This window comes from Kribbella sp. NPDC048928 (assembly GCF_043197975.1).
GTDB lineage: Bacteria > Actinomycetota > Actinomycetes > Propionibacteriales > Kribbellaceae > Kribbella.
Genome location: NZ_JBICUC010000008.1, coordinates 188,965 through 206,049, shown reverse-complemented (window position 1 = coordinate 206,049; position 17,085 = coordinate 188,965). Strand labels below are relative to the sequence as shown.

Genomic DNA, 17,085 nt, shown 5'->3' with positions numbered 1-17,085 from the left:
ATCGCCCCGTTGACCGTCATACGGACGTATGTCCGGCTACTTCTGGAGGGGACTCATGACCACTGCCGAGACGCGGCCGGGCCGCAGCACCGCACCTGCGCCGATCGCCGGGCGACCGACGGTGCTGCGCGGCGGCACCGTCCTGACCATGGACGACCGGCACACCGTGCTGCCGGCCGGAGATGTGCTGATTGTCGACGATCAGATTGCCGACGTGGGCCCGAACCTCGCCGTCCCGGAGGGCACCCAGGTGGTCGACGCGTCCGGCGGCATCGTGATGCCCGGGATGATCGACACCCACCGGCACATGTGGCAGACCGCGATGCGCGCGTACGGCGCCGACTGGACGCTGACGCAGTACTTCGTCTGGTACTACCTCGAGCACGGCAAGACGTTCCGCCCGGAGGACATCCGGGCCGGCAACCTGACGTCCGCCTGGGAGTCGCTCGAGGCCGGCATCACCACCACGGTCGACTGGTCGCACGGCCTCCAGACCGTCGAGCACGCCGAGGCTGCCGTCGACGCACTGCGCGCCGTCCCGGGGCGGTTCGTCCTTGCCTACGGCAACATCCAGGCGGGTCCGTGGGAGTGGAGCGCCGACCCGTCGGTACGCGCGTTCCTGGAGCGGCTGCGCGACGACGACCGGATCGGGCTGCAGCTGGCGTTCGACGTGACCGGCGACCCGGCGTTCCCCGAGCGGGCCGCGTTCGAGGTCGCACGGGAACTCGACCTGCCCGTCACCACCCACGCCGGCGTCTGGGGCGCGACCAACGACAACGGCATCAAGCTCATGCACGAGAACGAGTTCATGACGCCGCGGAACATCTACGTCCACTCGGCGAGCCTGACCCGGGACTCGTACCAGCGGATCGCCGCGACCGGCGGCTCGATCTCGGTCTCCACCGAGTCCGAGCAGAGCGCCGGCCAGGGCTACCCGCCCACCTGGCAGGTCCGCCGGCACAACATCGGCGTCTCGCTCTCGATGGACACCAGCGTCTGGTGGAGCGGCGACCTGTTCAGCGCGATGCGCAGCACGCTCGGCGCCGACCGGGCCCGCGAGCACCTCGAGGCGCACATGAAGGGCGCCACCGTGACGCACAGCCATCTGCGCGCCGAGCACGTCGTCGACTGGGCGACCCGCGGCGGCGCGAAGGCCCTGGGCCGCGACGACCTCGGCAGCCTCGAATCCGGGAAGAAGGCCGACGTCATCCTGATCAAGAACGACCGGTCACCGGTGTCGTTCCCGCTGATCAACCCGTACGGGCAGGTCGCGTTCCAGGCGCAGCGCGGCGACGTCCACACGGTGATCGTCGACGGCCGCGTCGTGAAGTACGACCACCAGCTGGTCGGCTGCGACCTGCCCGCGGTCCGCAAGGAGGTCGAGGCGACGGTGGAGTACCTGCGCAAGGAACTCGGCGAGGAGGCGTGGAAGAGCGGGATGAACCCGGAGCTGCCGAAGGGCGAGGTGCTCGACAACCCGTACCAGTACACGGAGTACAAGTCCGGCTCGACGCGGGAGGCCCGTGGGACCATCTTCGGTGAATAAGTAGTCGAACCAGCAGGAGGAACCAGATGGCAGGCCGTGGCGCGGGTCCGGATTTCGTCGAGTCACTGGCTCGCGGGCTGGACGTACTCGCCTGCTTCGACGCCGGCCACCCGACGATGTCGCTGTCCGAGGTCGCGACCGCGGCCGGTCTTGCCCGGCCGACCGCGCGCCGCCTGCTGCTCACGCTCGAGGAGCTCGGCTTCGTGCGTACCACCGGCGGTTCGTTCCAGCTGACGCCCAAGGTGCTCACGCTCGGGATGGCGTACGTCGGCTCGCTCGGCCTCTGGGACATCGCGAGACCGCACCTCGAGGCGCTCGTCGCGCGCACCGGCGAGTCGTCCTCGATGGCCCAGCTCGACGGCTCGGACATCGTGTACGTGGCGCGCGTGTCCGTACCGAAGCTGATCGCCCTGCGGGTCGACATCGGCACCCGCTTCCCCGCCACCCAGACCTCACAGGGCAAGGTCCTGCTCTCCGCGCTCGCCCCCGACGAGCTGGCCGAGGTGCTCGCCGAGCCGAGCCGCGCCGGTCTCCCGCCGTACATCGGCCGGACCGCGGAGCAGTTGCGCGACCAGCTCACCGAGATCCGTGCGCGCGGCTGGGCACTGGCCGACGAGGAGCTCGCGCCGGGCGTCCGCTCGGTCGCGGCGCCGGTACGCGACGGCACCGGCACGGTCCGGGCCGCGATGAACGTGACCGTGCACGCCGCCGAGACCTCCGTGGACACGCTGCTGCACGACCACCTCCCGCTCCTACTGCGCACGGCCGGCGACGTGAGTGCGGAGTGGGCGCTGTGGCAGTCCCGTCCGCACGTGGAATCCGGCCAGCGGAACGAGACGTCCGCCTGATTCTGCTGAGTCGCAGCCGGGCGAGAGGTGCGGAAGGATGGACGGCATGACAGTTCTCGACTCCCCCATCCCCCGCTTCCACCTCGCGATGCCGGTCGACGACCTGGCCGCGGCGCGGCACTTCTACGGCGAGGTCCTCGGCCTCGAACAGGGCCGCAGCTCCGACACCTGGATCGACTGGAACCTGCGCGGCCACCAGTTCGTCACGCATCTCGCGCCGGCCAGGCCGCAGCAGATCCACAACCCGGTCGACGGGCACGACGTACCGGTGCCGCACTTCGGGCTGGTGCTGGCCGTCGAGGAGTTCCAGCAGTTCGCGGACCGGCTGCGGGCGGCCGGGACCGAGTTCGTCATCGAGCCGTACGTCCGGTTCCAGGGCCAGACCGGCGAGCAGTGGACGATGTTCTTCCTCGACCCGGCCGGCAACGCCCTGGAGTTCAAGGCCTTCGCGGACGACTCCCAGGTGTTCGCGGCCTAGTCCCCGAAGGCCTGGCTACGGCGTGATCCAGCCGGTCAGGATCGTGGTCCCCGAGCGGGTCGTGCAGACCAGCCGGTACGGGACGGTCGGCGGCGGTCCGAGGACGAAGAATCCGAGCTCGTCGATGTCCGCTGCGATCAGCTGGCCGCCGTCGCCGCGGGCAACGACGGTACCGACCTCGGGCGGGTCGAGCTGCCCGAGGACGGCGTCCGGGGTGAGCTCGAGCTCGACGGTCCAGCCGTCCGAGGCGAAGGTCAGCGACCGCAGGATCGCGCTCTCGGAGCGGATCGCGAGCGCGGCCGGCGGCTCCAGCGCGGAGTCGTAGGTGAGCGCCGCCAGCTCGGCATCGATGGTCCGCCAAGCGAACGCTGCTTTGCCGACGTCGAGGAACGCCGACGGCACCTCGTCAGCGTCAGCAAACGCCGCACGCAGGGCCTCGATCAACAACTCGTCGTCGTTCCAGTCCGGATTCAGCACGGCTCTCACCTCCTCGTTCCGTCGTCAGGTCCGTCGGCCGCCAGCCCGACCAGCGCCGGTGTCTGCCGGAGCCGGGTCAGGCAGCGGGCCCGGTTCGGCCCGATGCTTCCGACCGGCAACTGCAGTCGCCGGCTGATCTCGTCGTACGGCGCCGGTGGGTCCTGCATCAGCAACGACAGCAACAGCTGGCAACGCCGGGACAGCTCGCTGAACGCCGTACGCAGAATTGCCCCACGCTCGTGCCGCAGGACCTCCTCCTCGGCGATCGCCTGCTCGGGGACGTCGGGCGAGTCGGCCAGGTCGACCGGTTCGACGCGGCTGCTCGTACGGATCAGCCGGAAGCACTCGCGCTGCGTCGTGGTCGCGATCCACCCCGGGAGGGCCGCGGGCTCACGCAGACCGGGCAGGTGCTCGACCAGCCGCAACCACACGCTCTGCCCGATGTCATCGATGTCGGTCGGCATCAGCCGGTAGCGTCGGCAGATCGAGTAGACCAGCGGCGCATACCGCTCGACCAACTCGTCCCACGCGTCCTTCTCGCCGCCCCTGGCTCTGGTGACCAGGTCGACGACTGCCGGGTCGTCCCGCATGCCGTCCCCCTTTCACCGGACCGCCAGCACCTCTTACTGGTACAGAGCGTTCCGGAGTACCGCTGATACATCAGGCCCCGAGAGCCACGAACGATCTGCTCGCCGCGTCCGCGACCGGATCACCGCGTGCGCCACGGCAGGCTGTCGCGAACGCGTGCGCCAGTGACTGCCCGGCCCGCAGGTTCTCGTGCAGCGCCAGCATCAGCGGTGCGGTCGCCGGGTCGTTCACCGGTACGACGCTGGCCAGGATTCCGGCCGCACCGAGCGGGATCAGGCTGCTGCTCAACCCGAGCAACTCGTCCGCACCGACCGGCTTCGCGAGCCCGGAGTCGCAGCTCGACAGCACCATCCGGTACGGCGCCCTGCGCAGCCGCTCGAAGTCGTACACGGTCAGCGGTCCGTCGTCGAGCCGCAACGACGAGAACATCGGGCTGTCCGAGCGGAACGTTCCGTGCGCAGCGATGTGCGCGATCCAGGCGCCGTCGAGTTCTCGCAGTACGTTATCCGCGGTCGCTTCGCCGTCTGCGAGGACTGTTGCGTCCGGGTACTGCTCGGCGAGGCGCATCACCTCGGCGCGGCCCGCGGACAGGCCTGGTCCGAGGACGAGAACGACGCGGCGGTCCGACGGCGGCCGGAGCTTGCGTGCTCGCAACCAGACTGCGGCCGACGGGACCACGTTCACTGCGCGATCGGCCAGGCCCGGGATCAATCCCCAAGGCAGGGCGTGCAACCGGCCCGGCGGCACCATCACCACCGGCCGGTCCGCGAGCAATTCTTGAGCGCTTCCGAGAATGGCGTCCGCCAGCCGCCGGCCGAGCACCTCGAGCGAAGGCCCCAATGTTCCACCGCCCGCGTTGGCCGGGCGCGCGTGGGCCAACCGTCGAAGGCGGAACCTCGACCGCTCCACCTCCAGCGCAGCCGCCGCGAGCGGCCCGACCTCGTGCCGGCTGATCCGCCCGTCCCGCACCACCACCGCATGCAGAACCCCACCCACCTCAACCAACTCCACCAACACGCTCTCCCCCAACGCCCCAACCAACTCCCCTATGTCGAGGGCAAGGGTGGTGCCGCCAGGAGTCTCCCGACCGGCTGCGCGGAGGGCGCGGTCGCGGACTGCTTTCTCCAGGCGGCGGCGTTCTTTGTCGAGTGACGGGTCTGGCGCGGCGTCCAGGCGCCGCACGACATCTCGCAAGGCGGCGAGCTCTCCGACGAGGTGCTCGTCGTCGGGCGGACGCACCGGCGGGACGCCGAGCGCCGTCGCCCGCCACCGCTCGCCCCAAACCAGCAACCGCCGCGGATCGTCCCGCCGCAACGCGTCGCGCAACGCCAACTCAGCCAGCTCGGCTCCCTGCCCGGTCGCCAACGCCCGCAGCTCGGTCGCCCCCATCGTCAACCGATGCTCGTCCAGCGCATCCAACCCCCGGCCGCACGCCGACAACATCGACCGCACCTCGCCCCGAGCCTCAGCACGCAAAGCCTTCCCAAGCCACGCAGCACTCCGCGCGATCGGCGGCGCATCCTTGCTGTGCCGCCCGGCCAACTCCAGCTGCCTATCCGCCGCCCGTACTCTCCCAAGCTTCAACGCCAACCGCCCAGCCAGCAGATGCGCAGCCGACGCCTCCGATGCCCCTAGCGCATCGAGCCGGCCAGCTACCGCACTCACCCGCCGCAGCAACCCCGCACCCCGTTCACCCGCCTGATAACGAGCATCCAGCACGACCATCGACGACCGCACCGACCACCACTCGCGCCGCTGCGCGGAGAACAACCTCCGCGCCCGCTCCGCACGCTCCCGCGCCCCCGGGCGATCGCCGGCCGCCAGCGCAGCCGTCGCCGCAGCGAACCACAGCTCACCCCGCTTCGTCGCCGTACCGTTCCCGGCTCCGATCGCCTGATCCATCTCGGCCAGCGCCTCGGCGCTCAACCCAGCAGCCAGCAAGACTCCGCACCGGTCGATCGCGAGATCCGGCCACGCCACACCAACGGCGGCGAACCGTCGCCCGGCCTCGTCCAGGTACCGCAGTGCGGCCGGCAGATCGCCGCGCGAATACGCCACCAGACCCCGGTTCTGCCGCGCCTCCGCGTACTCGAACTCCTGGCCCGTCGCGGCGTACAACTTCTCCGCCACCGCGAAATCCGCGTCCGCGCGTTTTGTCCCGCCGAGCGCGAGCTGAATGAATCCGCGATAGTTCCGCGACCGCGCCTCCCAGACCTGGTCGCCCGAGCGCCGCAACCGCGCGACCGCCACCCGCAGGTCGTCGAGCGCCTCGCGGTGCCTGCCGAGCACCAGCAGTACGTCGGCGCGCCGCAGCAGCACCCGCCCGGTCAGCGCGCCCCGGCTGAGCTGCACCGCGCGATCGAGCCGGGCCAGTCCTTCCCGGCTCCGCCCCGCCCGGCCGAGTGTTGCGCCCAACGTGGCAAGGACATCCGCCTCCCGCTCCGACCGGCCGGTCTGCTCGGCAAGCCGCAGCGCCGTCCGCAACTCGCGCACCGCGGCCGGCACCTGGCCGAGCTGGCGCAGACCGATCCCGTACGCCTGGTGCGCGAACGACGCCTCGAGCACCGCCGGATCGGCGGCCAGCAGCGTGCGCGCGGACGCAATCGCGTCGTGCGGGCGCGACAACGCGAGCGGCAGCAGATTTTCTGCCGCCTCGGCACTCCCCCCAGCCACCGGCATTCTGAAATGATATCGGTCGTTTCGTTGATCCAAGGGGGGAAAGAAAAGGGAATGGAAAATCAAACGGATGACCGAAAGTACATCGCCCAGATCGCGCTGATTCTCGAGGCTCTCGGAAAAGAGGTCGAGGTCTACCCGGAGGACTGGGAAAAACGTCCGGAAGGCGCCGAGTACCTGAACCGCACCGGGGTGGTCCTGGTCCGCGACGAGGACGTCACGCGAGTCGTCGAGCTCTTCCAGGGCGGGCGCCCGGCCGAGGGCGGGATCGGTGGCGTCACCCGGCTGCTGCTGCCGGACAAGGTCCCACCGGAGGCGCCGGAGGATCGTTCGCTCACCCAACGATTCCTGCAGTACGCCGACCTGCGCCTCGGACGCGGTGTGGTGACGCCGGAGCACCTGTTCTACGTCTGTCCGAGCGTCAGCCCGTGTCCGGCGACCGAACCCGAGGAGGTCCCGCCCGGCGTACCGCCGGATCCGGCCGTGCCGACACCGTTCCTGCCCGCGGGCGCCGCGGACGGACGTGGGGTGAAGGTCGTCGTCCTGGACGTCGGCTGGTCCGATGCTCCGGCGGCGTACTGGCTGAACGGCGTGACCGGCGATCCGGAGAACGCCTTCGACGGCGCCGGGCGGATCCGGCCGTACGCCGGCCACGGCACCTTCATCGCCGGTGTTCTGCGGTCGATCGCGCGCAACGTGGAGGTCATGGTGAAGAGCTACTTCACCACCGCGGGCGCGATCTGGGAGTTCGACCTCGCACAGGCGCTGGACGAGGTCCTCGACCTGGCGCCGGACATCATCAGCCTGTCGGCCGGGACCCGGACCCGCTTCGACCTGCCGCCGCTCGGACTGGACGTGTTCGTCAAGACCCGCCTGGACCGGATCAACGGGCTCACCCTGGTCGCTGCCGCGGGCAACGAGTCGACCCGGGACTACTTCTGGCCGGCCGCGTTCCCGGAGACGGTCGGCGTCGGCGCGCTCGCGGACAACGGGCGGGACCGTGCGTCGTTCAGCAACTTCGGCGGCTGGGTCGACGTCTACGCCCCGGGCTCGAATCTGGTGAACGCCTTCCTCACCGGTGACTACGAGTGCACCGAACCGCCGAACACCGGTCAGTTGCGGTCGTTCCAGGGGATGGCTCGCTGGAGCGGTACGTCGTTCGCGACGCCGCTCGTCGCGGGCCTGATCGCCGGACGGATGTCGATCACCGGCGAGAATGCGAAGCAGGCAGCGGATGCGCTGCTCGCGTTCGCGCTCACCCAGCCCGAGCCGGGCACCGGCCCCGTACTCCGGGCCGGCGACGCACTGAACTCACTTCCCTGAGCGTCAGGTGAGGCACTGACGCGGCGCGGACCCCGTCCCGGCCATGCTGATCAGCCGGCCCTCCGCACCGCGTCAGCCTCCCCCTCTACGTGCCCTCACACCGCCCTCCCCCCTGCAGCGGTCCGAGGGCCTCCCCCCATTTCTGCGGAGTCACCCTCGGACGAGGTTGATACACCCAGTGATCAGGAAAGTTTTCAACGAGTTGCGGACGTCGGATGCTCACAGAGGAACGGCGCCCGCTGCCCACCGGAGTGGTACTCGTACTGCTTGCCGTTCACCTCGAGAACGGTCCGGTTCCCCGGCACCAGCATCTGGGTGTAGCGCATCCCCGGCTCCGGGCAGCCGAGGCTGCCGTCCGGCCAGGTCACGTCGTCCGAGCTCACCACTGTCACCAGCGCGGACTCCACGCCGAGGCGTTTGATCAGGTCGGCCTTCGCCTGCTCGGCCGGGCCGCTGCCGGGGCTCGCGGGTCCGGAACTGCTGCTGCTCGTGCTGCTCGGCGTCATGGACGGTTGTCCTCCAGTCGTCGGTTCGTTGCCGCACGCAACCAGAAGTGCGGCAAGCGCCACCACGGTCGTCACCCTGCGCATCATGATCACCTCCCACAGTAGACGTCGCACGGCGCCGGTTCGTTGCAGAGTGCCGTTCACCTGGAGTTTGCCGCCTGTCAGTCCGCGACCGATTGGATCCAAGTCCTCGGGAACCGCCATTTCGCAGGAGGAGCTCCACCATGTCAGTCGATCGTCGTTCCGTCCTCCGAGGCGCCGCAGTCGGCGCCGCCGGAGTCGGCTTCACCACCGTCGGTGCCATGCCGACGCTCGCCCAGGCCGCCCCGGCGTCCCACGGCGGCCACACGCCGTTCCCGCAGCACCGGCCCTTCCCGCCGCTGCTCGACGACCCCAAGGGCCTGCTCGCGCTGCCGGCCGGGTTCAAGTACAAGGTCGTCACGCACGCCGGTGAGACCAAACTGAAGAGCGGCCAGCCGACGCCGTCCCTGCACGACGGCACGGCGGTCTTCTCCGTACGCCACGGCCGCTACCAGCTCATCCAGAACCACGAGATCGGCGCGAACGACGCGCTCGGCGTACCGCAGATCGCGGGCACGGTCTACGACACCGGTGTCGGTGCGGCCGGTGGCTGCACGGTCATCGACGTCGACAAGGACGGCACCAACCTCGGCGAGTGGGTCGGCATCTCCGGCACGCTGACGAACTGCGCCGGCGGTCCGACCCCGTGGGGCACCTGGATGACCTGCGAGGAGACCGAGAACAAGGCCAACGGCACGACCCGGCTGAAGGACCACGGGTACGTCTTCGAGGTCTGGGGCGACGGCAGGACCGCACACCCGGTGCCGCTCAAGGCGTTCGGCCGGTACGCCCACGAGGCGCTCGCGATCGACGAGGACCGGACCCACGCGTACCTGTCCGAGGACGCCTCCGGCCCGAACGGCACCTTCTACCGCTGGTCGGCGCCGCGCGGCTACAAGCTCGGCCCGCGCAGCTGGGAAGACCTGCAGGACAAGGATTTCGGCACCCTCGAGGCGCTGTCGATCCTGGACGGCAGCGGCAAGACGATCCCGGACGTGGCGTATCTGACGTCGGCGCAGCTGCTCCGGCCGTTCCGGGTCAAGTGGGTGAAGGTTGCCGACCGCGACGGCGCGACCACCTCGGTGCGCAAGCAGTTCACCGACGGCCAGATCACCCGCGGCAAGAAGTTCGAGGGTGTCTTCGGAACCAAGGACGGCGTGTACGTCGTGAACTCGTACGCCGAGTCGGGTACCGCCGACCTGCCGGCCGACGCCGTTCCGCACGACGGCATGGTCTGGTTCTACAACTACAAGGACGAGACCATCCAGCTGGTCACGTACTTCCCGGAGAACGCCGCCGCGAACACCGGCGACGCGGCGAAGTACGACGAGTACAACTTCGACGGCCCGGACAACGTCACCGTGACGCCGTGGGGCTCGCTGATCCTCGCCGAGGACGGCCAGGCCAGCAGCCACGTGCTGAGCGCGACCCCGGGCGGCCCGGCGTACGCCATCGCCCGGAACATGCTGAACGACTCCGAGTTCACCGGCCCGACGTTCTCCGCCGACGGCAAGGTGCTGTTCGTCAACATCCAGACGCCTGGCATCACCCTCGCCATCACCGGCCCCTGGCACGACTACCTCGGCTGAGCGTCACAGCAGGTGGTCTCGCGGCCCGGCCGAGCGCCGTGCCGCGAGCCACCGGCGACCATCGTCAGCATGGTAGTACCGATCATTTTTATCTTGGTTCAGCTCGGTAGGGTGGAGCCGTGGAGGTGATCGCGCGATGCCGGTGAAGGCTGGCGAACGACTGGACCCCGAGGCGACCCGGGCCCGGATCCTGAAGGCGGCCGCGGAGGTGTTCGGCCGGCGCGGGATCCATGCGGCCGGGATCAGCGAGATCGTCGAGGCGGCCGGCGCGTCGAAGCTGACGATCTACAAGAACTTCGGCTCCAAGGAGGGCCTGGTCGAGGCGGTGCTGACCGACCGTACGCAGCGGGTCCGCGCCTGGCACCACGAGGCGGTCGACGCCGCGCCGCCCGGTCGCGCGCAGGTGCTCGCGGTCTTCGACCTGATCGCGACCTGGTACGCCGAGACCGGGTTCCGCGGCTGCGCGATGATGAACGCGGCCACCGAGGACCGCGGCCAGGACGGTGCGCCGCGGCGGCTCGCGCAGGACCATCTCCGGTTCTACCGAGAGCTGTTCGCGCGACTGCTGGCGGACGCGCGTGCGCCCGACGTCGTTGCGCGGCAGTTGGTCGTCGTCCTGGAAGGAGCGACGCTGATCAGCGCGATCGACCAGGACCCGGGGCTGGGCGCGGAGGCGCGGGTCATCGTGGAGACACTGCTCGACGCGGCATTCTGAGCAGTACGACGACACAGACGACCCCCGTACCGGCCGCCACCAGGAACGCAGCGGGGAATCCTGCATGCTCGGCGATCAGGCCTCCGAGTGGACCCGCCGCCAGCACTCCGAGGTCCCAGAACGACGTCATCACCCCCATCGACACACCCGGCCGGAGTCCTCGGGCAAGCGTCATCGAGACACACGCCGGATAGATCAGGGCCATCCCGAACCCAGCGAACGCCGTGCCGGCCAGCGCCATCCCCGGCGTCCTCGCGAGCGCGATCATCACCAGCGCGCCGATCTCCACGGCAATGGTCGACAGGGCGACCACCCGACCGCCGTACTGATCGACCAACGGACTTCCCGCAAACCGCAGTACCAGGAAGGCGCCCGCGAACACACTCAGCGCGAACTCGTCGCCTCCGAGCTGCCCGCCCCGCAGTCGCAACACAAGCAGCGCGGCCACCGTCCCGTAGCAGTAGGCCGCCAGCCCGATAATTGCCCCCGGCAATGATGCGTGCACCTGAATCCGCCCCAGCGGAAGCATTCGCCCCGGATCCCGCCTGGTACTCACCACCAGCAGAACCGAAGCAACACACAACCCGACAACCATCCACCAGACCACCCGGCCGACAACACTCGCAAGCACCGGGCCTGCAGCCAGGCCTCCCCACATGGAGAGGCCGAACCAGCCGGCGAGTCTTCCTCGCTGGGAGATTCGGGCGCCGGACAGGACCCACGGAAGTGCGGCCGAGAACAACGCGGCCTCGCCGGCACCCATCACCAGCCGCGCCACCAGCAGCGACAGCAGGTCCGGCGCAAGCAGTTGCCCCAGGCCACCAAGTGCGGCGAGCACTCCCCCGGTGATCACCACCGGCCGCGACCAGCCCGCATCCGCCAGCCACCCGGCGAACGGCCGCCCACACGCCGTCGCCAGGAACGCGATCCCTACCGCGGTGCCACTCGCCAGCGCTCCCCCACCGAACTTCTCCGGTACGTACGTCGGCAACACCTGCAACGCCGCACCGAACGCGAGGTACCCACACAGAACCGCCACCCACAACCGCCGCACCGGAACCGTCATGGACTAGATAGTACCGCCCGTTACCATCTACTCGTACCCGCCTTTCCGGAACAAATCCGCCACGGAGAGCAAACTTCTTTCCGTAAAGCAGCGCTCCGCAGCGGATCAGCCGTGGGGGAAGACCTGGGTGACCAGGGCTCGGACGTGTGGGTCGTCGACGGTGTAGACGTGGCGGCGGCCGTGCCGGTGGACTGTGATCAGGCCGGCGATGCGCAGCTTGCCGAGGTGCTGGCTGGCGGTCGCGACGCTGACGCCGGCGTGGTCGGCGAGCGTGCCCACGTCGTACTCGAAATGCGTCGCGAGCCAGACGAGGTGCAGCCGGACCGGCGGCACCAGCAGACCGAAGGTCCGAGCCGCGGCGGCCAACTGGCGTGCGGTCGGCGCCACCGCGGGCGCGGACACCACCGCGGGCTCGGACACTGTCATCTCAGTAGATGTTCGACGGGCGGACCATGCCCTCGGCCAGGTCGCCGAAGCCCGGGGCCATGATGGCGCCGGGGTTGCCGAGGATCTCCTCGACCACTGCGGTCTCGGTGGTGATCAGCAGCGCCGCGATCGAGGCCGCGCTCTCCAGCGCCGCCCGGGTCACCTTCAGCGGATCCATCACGCCCTGGTCGAACATGTCGTCGTACTGACCGGTGAGCGCGTTGAACCCGTGCCCCAGCGGCAGATCGGCGACCTTCTTCACCACGTCGTCGCCGTCGTACCCGGCGTTGATCGCGATCCACCGCAGCGGCTCGGGCAGCGCGCGGCGGACGACCTCGCGGCCGATCGCGTCGTCACCGGTCAGCTCGACGCGGGACACCGCCTCCTGCGCCTGGACCAGCGCCGTACCGCCGCCGGCCACCACGCCTTCCTCGACCGCGGCGCGGGTAGCGGCCAGCGAGTCCTCGACCCGCAGCATCCGCTCCTTCAGCTCGACGCTCGTCGCCCCGCCGACCCGGATCACCGCGACCCGCCCGGACAGCCGCGCCATCCGGAGCTGCAGGCTGTCCCGGTCCGCCTCGATCCTGGCCCGCTCGAACTGCGTCTCGAGCTGCGCCAGCCGCGCCTCCACCAACGCCGGATCCCCGTGCCCGCCGACGATCGTCGTACTGTCCTCGCTGATCGTGATCCGGTCACAGGTACCGAGGTGATCCAGCGACACCTCGGACAGGTCGAGCCCGGTGTCCTGCGCGATCACGTGCCCGCCGAGCGCCACCGCGAGGTCCTCCAGCTCGGCGATCCGCCGGTGCCCGAACCCGGGCGCCCGGACGACGACCGTCTGCATCGTGCCGTGCATGTTGCCGCCGACGAGGAACTGCAGCGCCGGACCGGTGACGTCCTCGGCCAGTACGACCAGCGGCCGGTCCGCGCGCTTGGCCACCTCGACGGTCGGCATGATGTCCTGCACCTGGTTGATCTTCCGGTTGGTGAGCAGGATCAGCGGCCGCTCGTGGACCGCCTCCATCCGCTCCTTGTCGGTGACCATGTACGCCGAGATGTACCCGTGGTCGAACTCGATCCCGTCCACCACCTCGACCGACAGCCCGAGCTGGTCGGACTCCTCGGTGCTGACGATGCCGTTCCGCCCGACCCGCTCGACCGCCTCGGCGATCACCTCGCCGATCGACTCGTCGTCGCCGGCCGCCATCGTCGCGACGTTCCGCAGGTCCTGCCCGCCGCCGACGCCGGCCGCCCACGAGCGCAGGGTCGCCACCACCACCGGTACGGTCTGCTCGATGCCGCGCCGTACGCGCATCGGGTTGGCGCCCTCGTCGACGGCCCGCAGGCCCTCGCGGACCATCGCCTGGGCGAGCACGGTCGCGGTCGTCGTACCGTCGCCGACCACGCCGTTGGTCTTCATCGCGACTTCCTTGACCAGCTGGGCGCCCATGTTCGCGAACGGTTCGCGCAGCTGGATCTCGCGGGCGATCGTCACCCCGTCGTTGGTGATCGTCGGCGGTCCGGTGAGCTTCTCCAGGACGGCGTTGCGGCCCTTCGGCCCGAGCGTCACCTTGACCGCGTCGGCCAGGGCGTTCACCCCGGACTCGAGCAGCCGCCGGGCGTCTTCGTTGAATCGCAGTTCCTTGGCCATGCTTTGTTCGCCTCTCGGGTCACGGGATGAGAATCGCCCGGCCGCGGACCAGGCCGCGGTCGAGGTCGTCGATCGCCTGCTGGAAGTCGGCGAGCGGGTACTTGCTGGTGTGCAGGGTGACCTTGCCCTGCGCGGCGAGAACCATCAGCTCCTGCAGATCGGTGTAGGAGCCGACCAGGTTCCCGATGAAGTTGATCTCGGTGGAGATCACGTCGATCGTCGGTACGTCGAGGTTCTCGCCGTACCCGACCACGTAGTAGTTGCCGGCCCGGCGCAGCATCGCCACGCCCTCCGCGGTGGCCCCGCCCTCACCGACGAAGTCCACCACCGCCTCGGCACCGCGGCCGCCGGTCAGCTCCAGGACCTGTCGTACCTGGGTGCCGTCGGCAACGATTCCGTGATCGGCGCCGATCGCGACCGCGAGCTCGACGGCGGCCGGGTTCCGGTCGACCACGACGAGCGTCGCGGCCGAGATCGCCTTCAGCACCTGGATACCGATGTGGCCGAGTCCGCCGGCCCCGATCAGTACGCAGACATCGCCGGGCCGGAGCGTGGCCGCCGCCTTCCGGACCGCGTGGTACGCCGTCAGTCCCGCGTCCGCTAGCGCCGCGACGTCGGCCGGTTCGAGGCTGTCGTCGATCTTCACCACGCTGCGGGCCGTGGTCCGCAGGTACTCGGCGTAGCCGCCGTCGGTGTCGATCCCGGGGAACTGGCTGTTCTCGCAGTGCACGTCCTCGCCGAACCGGCACGCCCGGCACAGCCCGCAGGTGATCAACGGATGCAGGATCACCTTGTCGCCCGCCTTCACGTTGGTGACCGCGTCGCCGGTCGCCTGCACCCAGCCGGCGTTCTCGTGCCCGATCGTGTACGGCAGTGCGACGCCGGACTTCTCCGCCCATTGCCCTTCGAGGATGTGCAGGTCGGTCCGGCACACTCCGGCGCCGCCGACCTTCACGATCACGTCGAGCGGGCCTTCGACCTTCGGTTCCGGTACGTCGGCCAGCTTCAGGTCGGTGTGGTAGCCGACGACTTGGACCGCTCTCATGTCGTACTCCCGTATCTCGTAGCCAGCAGTCCACGACAGAAGTGCGCGTTGCCTTCCATCGAGATCCGTACCGATTTCGCGAACCGCAGCCGGAGCGGCACCTCCTCCGCCGCGAGTGCCCGCCCTTCGTCGTCCACCACCAGCCTCGAGGTGGGACCCGTGCTGAGCCCGATCGTGGCCCGGCGCCGGAGCAACGCCTCCTTGTGCGAGCCCTCCGGTACGTCCGCGAGCGTGACCTGGTGAAGATCGTCCACCGGCACGTCGGTCGTCCTGAGTAGTTGCTCGGCGCAACGTTCCATCGCGGCGGTGTGGGCCTTGCGATGGAAGATCCCGCGCAGCTCGTCCAGGCTCTGCTCCGCCTCGACGCCGAAGGTCCCGACGTACCCCGCCTCCGCCGCCAGGCCGGCGTTGATCTTGCCCGAATCGTGGTGGTCGTCCAGCTGGACGACCACCTGCCCGATCCGCTCCACCCGCCGGAGGGCGTCCAGGGCATCGGACGCCATCAGGTAGGCGAAGTTCGGCGAGCAGAACGAGGTCGGCAACCGCAGGTGCACGGTCACGTTCCCGTCCTGGATCCGGACCGAGCGGACGAAGCCGAGGTCGGTGATCGGCTCGTCCAGCTCGGGATCCAGCACTGTCGACAGGGCCGCAAGGACCCCGTCGGACAGTGACGTCTTGGCGACGGCGATCATGACCGCGCGCCCGCCGCGACCTCTGCGGCGGCGTCGCCGGCGTCCGTCGGCAGCCGCAGTTCCTGCGGTACCTCGAGGTCGTACAGCGCGGCCGCGTTCAGGCCGAGGATCTTCTTCTTCTGGGCCGTGGTGATCGGGGCGTACTCGGGCAGGTCCTCGGGGATCTGGAAGTCCACGAACTTCTCCACCAGCCACTTCGGCGTCCACAACGCGTAGTCGCTGGCGAACAGGATCTTGTCCTCGCCGAGCCAGTACAGCAGCTCGCCGATGATCTGCGCGAAGTACTTCGGCCGGGCGTGCACGAACGGCATCGCGACCGCGAGCCCGCCGTACACGTTGGACTCCTGGGTGGCGATCCAGCAGAAGTCCTCGAGCCGCGGCAGGCCGACGTGCTCGACGACGAAGTTCAGGTCGAGGTAGTCGGTGGCGACCTTGTCGATGTCCGCGACGTCGAACGCGTCCCGGTCCAGCGGCCGGATCGTGGGGCCCTTGTGCACGTGGACGTTCTTGATCCCGAGCTTCAGGCACTCCTCCAGATACCGGCGCGACCACGGCTCGTCGAGCTTGTAGCCGCGCGAGTCCCCGTGCCACTCGGCGGTGTAGAGCTTCACGCCCTTCAGGTTCATCCGCTCGGCGTCCCGGCGGAGTTGCTCGAGGCCCGCTTCGCCGTTGCGCGGGTCGTAGGCGTGGTTGTACGTGAGCTTGCCCGGATGCGCCTTCGTCAGCCCGAACGCGTCCTCGGTCTGGCCGAACCCGGTCTTGTAGAAGTCGCTCAGCAGCGTGGCCTGGAAGATCGCGTGATCTGCGTACCCCTCCTCGAACACGTCCTTCATCAGCCGCTCACCGCCGTAGTAGGTGTAGGTGTCGTAGTCCCACACCTCCGCCTCGGGGCTCAGGTTGCGGTGGTAGTCGTAGAAGCAGTCGATGAACTGCTTGCCGTGCACGTTCTTCTGGTTCGACTCGCGCCCGTCCCACAGATGCACGTGCGCGTCGACCACGTAGTACTTCTCGCCGTCCTTCTCGTACATGCGTATCTCCTAGTGGACTGTGAGGTCGAAGCCGATGTACTCCGCCGCGTCCTCCGGGCTGGCGAACAGCAGGGTCCGCTCGTCGAGGTGCACCATCCGGCCGTAGTGCGTGGAGCTGATCTCCTCGAACACCGACCCGTCGAAGTCCGAGCCGAGCGCGTCGGTCAGCTCCGCGTAGTCGAAGTCGAGGACGCCGGTGCCGTCGACGCGGATCATCGACGGGTATTCGGTCAGCTCGACGCCGTCCTTGCTGCCCATCACCTCCGCGACCACGCGGCCGACCGGCGTGTTCATCAGGGTCACACCGCACTTGTTGGAGAACTCGGTCTGGGATCCGAACTGCATCGCGG

The 17,085-nt window shown here is 69.5% G+C and carries 17 protein-coding genes; 6 read left to right on the top strand and 11 right to left on the bottom strand.

Features of this window, described 5'->3' with window-relative positions; all coding sequences use genetic code 11:
* Positions 1 to 55: 55 nt before the first annotated feature.
* The 3 genes from ACGFI6_RS31725 to ACGFI6_RS31715 are packed head-to-tail and all read left to right on the top strand — an operon-like array spanning position 56 to position 2,872.
* Positions 56 to 1,546: an amidohydrolase family protein gene (locus ACGFI6_RS31725; protein ID WP_393125078.1), complete on the top strand. Its 1,491-nt coding sequence runs from the start codon at positions 56 to 58 to the stop codon at positions 1,544 to 1,546.
* A 26-nt stretch (positions 1,547 to 1,572) separates the two neighbouring features.
* Positions 1,573 to 2,394 (top strand): IclR family transcriptional regulator C-terminal domain-containing protein, encoded by an 822-nt coding sequence (locus tag ACGFI6_RS31720; protein WP_393125076.1) that lies wholly within the window; start codon positions 1,573 to 1,575, stop codon positions 2,392 to 2,394.
* Between the two features lie 46 nt (positions 2,395 to 2,440).
* Entirely contained in the window at positions 2,441 to 2,872 is a 432-nt protein-coding gene (locus tag ACGFI6_RS31715) for a VOC family protein (RefSeq protein WP_393125074.1), read from the top strand.
* A gap of 15 nt (positions 2,873 to 2,887) precedes the next feature.
* Here ACGFI6_RS31715 and ACGFI6_RS31710 read toward each other — a convergent pair whose 3' ends face one another.
* From ACGFI6_RS31710 to ACGFI6_RS31700, 3 genes are all read right to left on the bottom strand, one after another.
* Positions 2,888 to 3,349 (bottom strand): hypothetical protein, encoded by a 462-nt coding sequence (locus ACGFI6_RS31710; protein ID WP_393125073.1) that lies wholly within the window; start codon positions 3,347 to 3,349, stop codon positions 2,888 to 2,890.
* A gap of 5 nt (positions 3,350 to 3,354) precedes the next feature.
* Positions 3,355 to 3,939 (bottom strand): RNA polymerase sigma factor, encoded by a 585-nt coding sequence (locus ACGFI6_RS31705; protein ID WP_393125071.1) that lies wholly within the window; start codon positions 3,937 to 3,939, stop codon positions 3,355 to 3,357.
* Positions 3,940 to 4,009: 70 nt separating this feature from the next.
* Complete coding sequence (locus tag ACGFI6_RS31700; protein WP_393125069.1) at positions 4,010 to 6,616, bottom strand: CHAT domain-containing protein; 2,607 nt, start codon at positions 6,614 to 6,616, stop codon at positions 4,010 to 4,012.
* A gap of 51 nt (positions 6,617 to 6,667) precedes the next feature.
* Here ACGFI6_RS31700 and ACGFI6_RS31695 point away from each other — a divergent pair, with 51 nt between their 5' ends.
* Positions 6,668 to 7,936 carry a S8 family serine peptidase gene (locus ACGFI6_RS31695; RefSeq protein ID WP_393125067.1) on the top strand — a complete coding sequence of 423 codons (1,269 nt, stop codon included), beginning with the start codon at positions 6,668 to 6,670 and terminating at the stop codon, positions 7,934 to 7,936.
* A 194-nt stretch (positions 7,937 to 8,130) separates the two neighbouring features.
* Here the strand turns inward: ACGFI6_RS31695 and ACGFI6_RS31690 are convergent, their stop codons facing one another.
* Positions 8,131 to 8,529, bottom strand: coding sequence for a hypothetical protein (locus tag ACGFI6_RS31690; RefSeq protein ID WP_393125065.1), 399 nt, complete (start codon positions 8,527 to 8,529; stop codon positions 8,131 to 8,133).
* Positions 8,530 to 8,666: 137 nt separating this feature from the next.
* On the opposite strand from ACGFI6_RS31690, the gene ACGFI6_RS31685 reads away from it, so the two are divergent.
* Both ACGFI6_RS31685 and ACGFI6_RS31680 read left to right on the top strand, forming a co-directional pair.
* Positions 8,667 to 10,112, top strand: coding sequence for an alkaline phosphatase PhoX (locus tag ACGFI6_RS31685; protein ID WP_393125063.1), 1,446 nt, complete (start codon positions 8,667 to 8,669; stop codon positions 10,110 to 10,112).
* 136 nt (positions 10,113 to 10,248) lie between these two features.
* On the top strand, positions 10,249 to 10,827 hold the full coding sequence (locus ACGFI6_RS31680; protein WP_393125061.1) for a TetR/AcrR family transcriptional regulator: 579 nt from the start codon (positions 10,249 to 10,251) through the stop codon (positions 10,825 to 10,827).
* On the opposite strand, the gene ACGFI6_RS31675 is transcribed toward ACGFI6_RS31680, so the two are convergent.
* The 7 genes from ACGFI6_RS31675 to mimD form a co-directional block, all read right to left on the bottom strand.
* Positions 10,793 to 11,893 (bottom strand): MFS transporter, encoded by a 1,101-nt coding sequence (locus ACGFI6_RS31675; protein ID WP_393125059.1) that lies wholly within the window; start codon positions 11,891 to 11,893, stop codon positions 10,793 to 10,795. The genes ACGFI6_RS31680 and ACGFI6_RS31675 overlap by 35 nt on opposite strands.
* A 105-nt stretch (positions 11,894 to 11,998) precedes the next feature.
* Entirely contained in the window at positions 11,999 to 12,319 is a 321-nt protein-coding gene (locus ACGFI6_RS31670) for an ArsR/SmtB family transcription factor (protein WP_393125057.1), read from the bottom strand.
* 1 nt (position 12,320) lies between these two features.
* Positions 12,321 to 13,970 (bottom strand): chaperonin GroEL, encoded by a 1,650-nt coding sequence (gene groL, locus ACGFI6_RS31665; RefSeq protein WP_393125055.1) that lies wholly within the window; start codon positions 13,968 to 13,970, stop codon positions 12,321 to 12,323.
* Positions 13,971 to 13,989: 19 nt separating this feature from the next.
* Entirely contained in the window at positions 13,990 to 15,015 is a 1,026-nt protein-coding gene (locus ACGFI6_RS31660; RefSeq protein WP_393125053.1) for an NAD(P)-dependent alcohol dehydrogenase, read from the bottom strand.
* Positions 15,012 to 15,707: an iron-sulfur cluster assembly protein gene (locus tag ACGFI6_RS31655; RefSeq protein ID WP_393125051.1), complete on the bottom strand. Its 696-nt coding sequence runs from the start codon at positions 15,705 to 15,707 to the stop codon at positions 15,012 to 15,014. The genes ACGFI6_RS31660 and ACGFI6_RS31655 overlap by 4 nt, the downstream gene beginning before the upstream one ends.
* Complete coding sequence (locus tag ACGFI6_RS31650; protein WP_393125049.1) at positions 15,704 to 16,735, bottom strand: amidohydrolase family protein; 1,032 nt, start codon at positions 16,733 to 16,735, stop codon at positions 15,704 to 15,706. Before ACGFI6_RS31650 ends, ACGFI6_RS31655 begins: the two co-directional genes overlap by 4 nt.
* 9 nt (positions 16,736 to 16,744) lie before the next feature.
* Entirely contained in the window at positions 16,745 to 17,080 is a 336-nt protein-coding gene (mimD, locus tag ACGFI6_RS31645) for a propane 2-monooxygenase effector subunit MimD (protein ID WP_393125509.1), read from the bottom strand.
* Positions 17,081 to 17,085: the final 5 nt, after the last annotated feature.

Bases quoted from the DNA above. Each gene is read 5' to 3' on its own strand.
- ACGFI6_RS31715 (WP_393125074.1), top strand. From the start codon at position 2,441: ATGACAGTTCTCGACTCCCCCATCCCCCGCTTCCACCTCGCGATGCCG.
- ACGFI6_RS31705 (WP_393125071.1), bottom strand. From the start codon at position 3,939: ATGCGGGACGACCCGGCAGTCGTCGACCTGGTCACCAGAGCCAGGGGC.
- groL (WP_393125055.1), bottom strand. From the start codon at position 13,970: ATGGCCAAGGAACTGCGATTCAACGAAGACGCCCGGCGGCTGCTCGAG.
- ACGFI6_RS31695 (WP_393125067.1), top strand. From the start codon at position 6,668: ATGGAAAATCAAACGGATGACCGAAAGTACATCGCCCAGATCGCGCTG.
- ACGFI6_RS31660 (WP_393125053.1), bottom strand. From the start codon at position 15,015: ATGAGAGCGGTCCAAGTCGTCGGCTACCACACCGACCTGAAGCTGGCC.
- ACGFI6_RS31700 (WP_393125069.1), bottom strand. From the start codon at position 6,616: ATGCCGGTGGCTGGGGGGAGTGCCGAGGCGGCAGAAAATCTGCTGCCG.
- ACGFI6_RS31655 (WP_393125051.1), bottom strand. From the start codon at position 15,707: ATGATCGCCGTCGCCAAGACGTCACTGTCCGACGGGGTCCTTGCGGCC.
- ACGFI6_RS31650 (WP_393125049.1), bottom strand. From the start codon at position 16,735: ATGTACGAGAAGGACGGCGAGAAGTACTACGTGGTCGACGCGCACGTG.
- ACGFI6_RS31680 (WP_393125061.1), top strand. From the start codon at position 10,249: ATGCCGGTGAAGGCTGGCGAACGACTGGACCCCGAGGCGACCCGGGCC.
- ACGFI6_RS31720 (WP_393125076.1), top strand. From the start codon at position 1,573: ATGGCAGGCCGTGGCGCGGGTCCGGATTTCGTCGAGTCACTGGCTCGC.
- ACGFI6_RS31685 (WP_393125063.1), top strand. From the start codon at position 8,667: ATGTCAGTCGATCGTCGTTCCGTCCTCCGAGGCGCCGCAGTCGGCGCC.
- mimD (WP_393125509.1), bottom strand. From the start codon at position 17,080: ATGCAGTTCGGATCCCAGACCGAGTTCTCCAACAAGTGCGGTGTGACC.
- ACGFI6_RS31670 (WP_393125057.1), bottom strand. From the start codon at position 12,319: ATGACAGTGTCCGAGCCCGCGGTGGTGTCCGCGCCCGCGGTGGCGCCG.
- ACGFI6_RS31690 (WP_393125065.1), bottom strand. From the start codon at position 8,529: ATGATGCGCAGGGTGACGACCGTGGTGGCGCTTGCCGCACTTCTGGTT.
- ACGFI6_RS31725 (WP_393125078.1), top strand. From the start codon at position 56: ATGACCACTGCCGAGACGCGGCCGGGCCGCAGCACCGCACCTGCGCCG.
- ACGFI6_RS31675 (WP_393125059.1), bottom strand. From the start codon at position 11,893: ATGACGGTTCCGGTGCGGCGGTTGTGGGTGGCGGTTCTGTGTGGGTAC.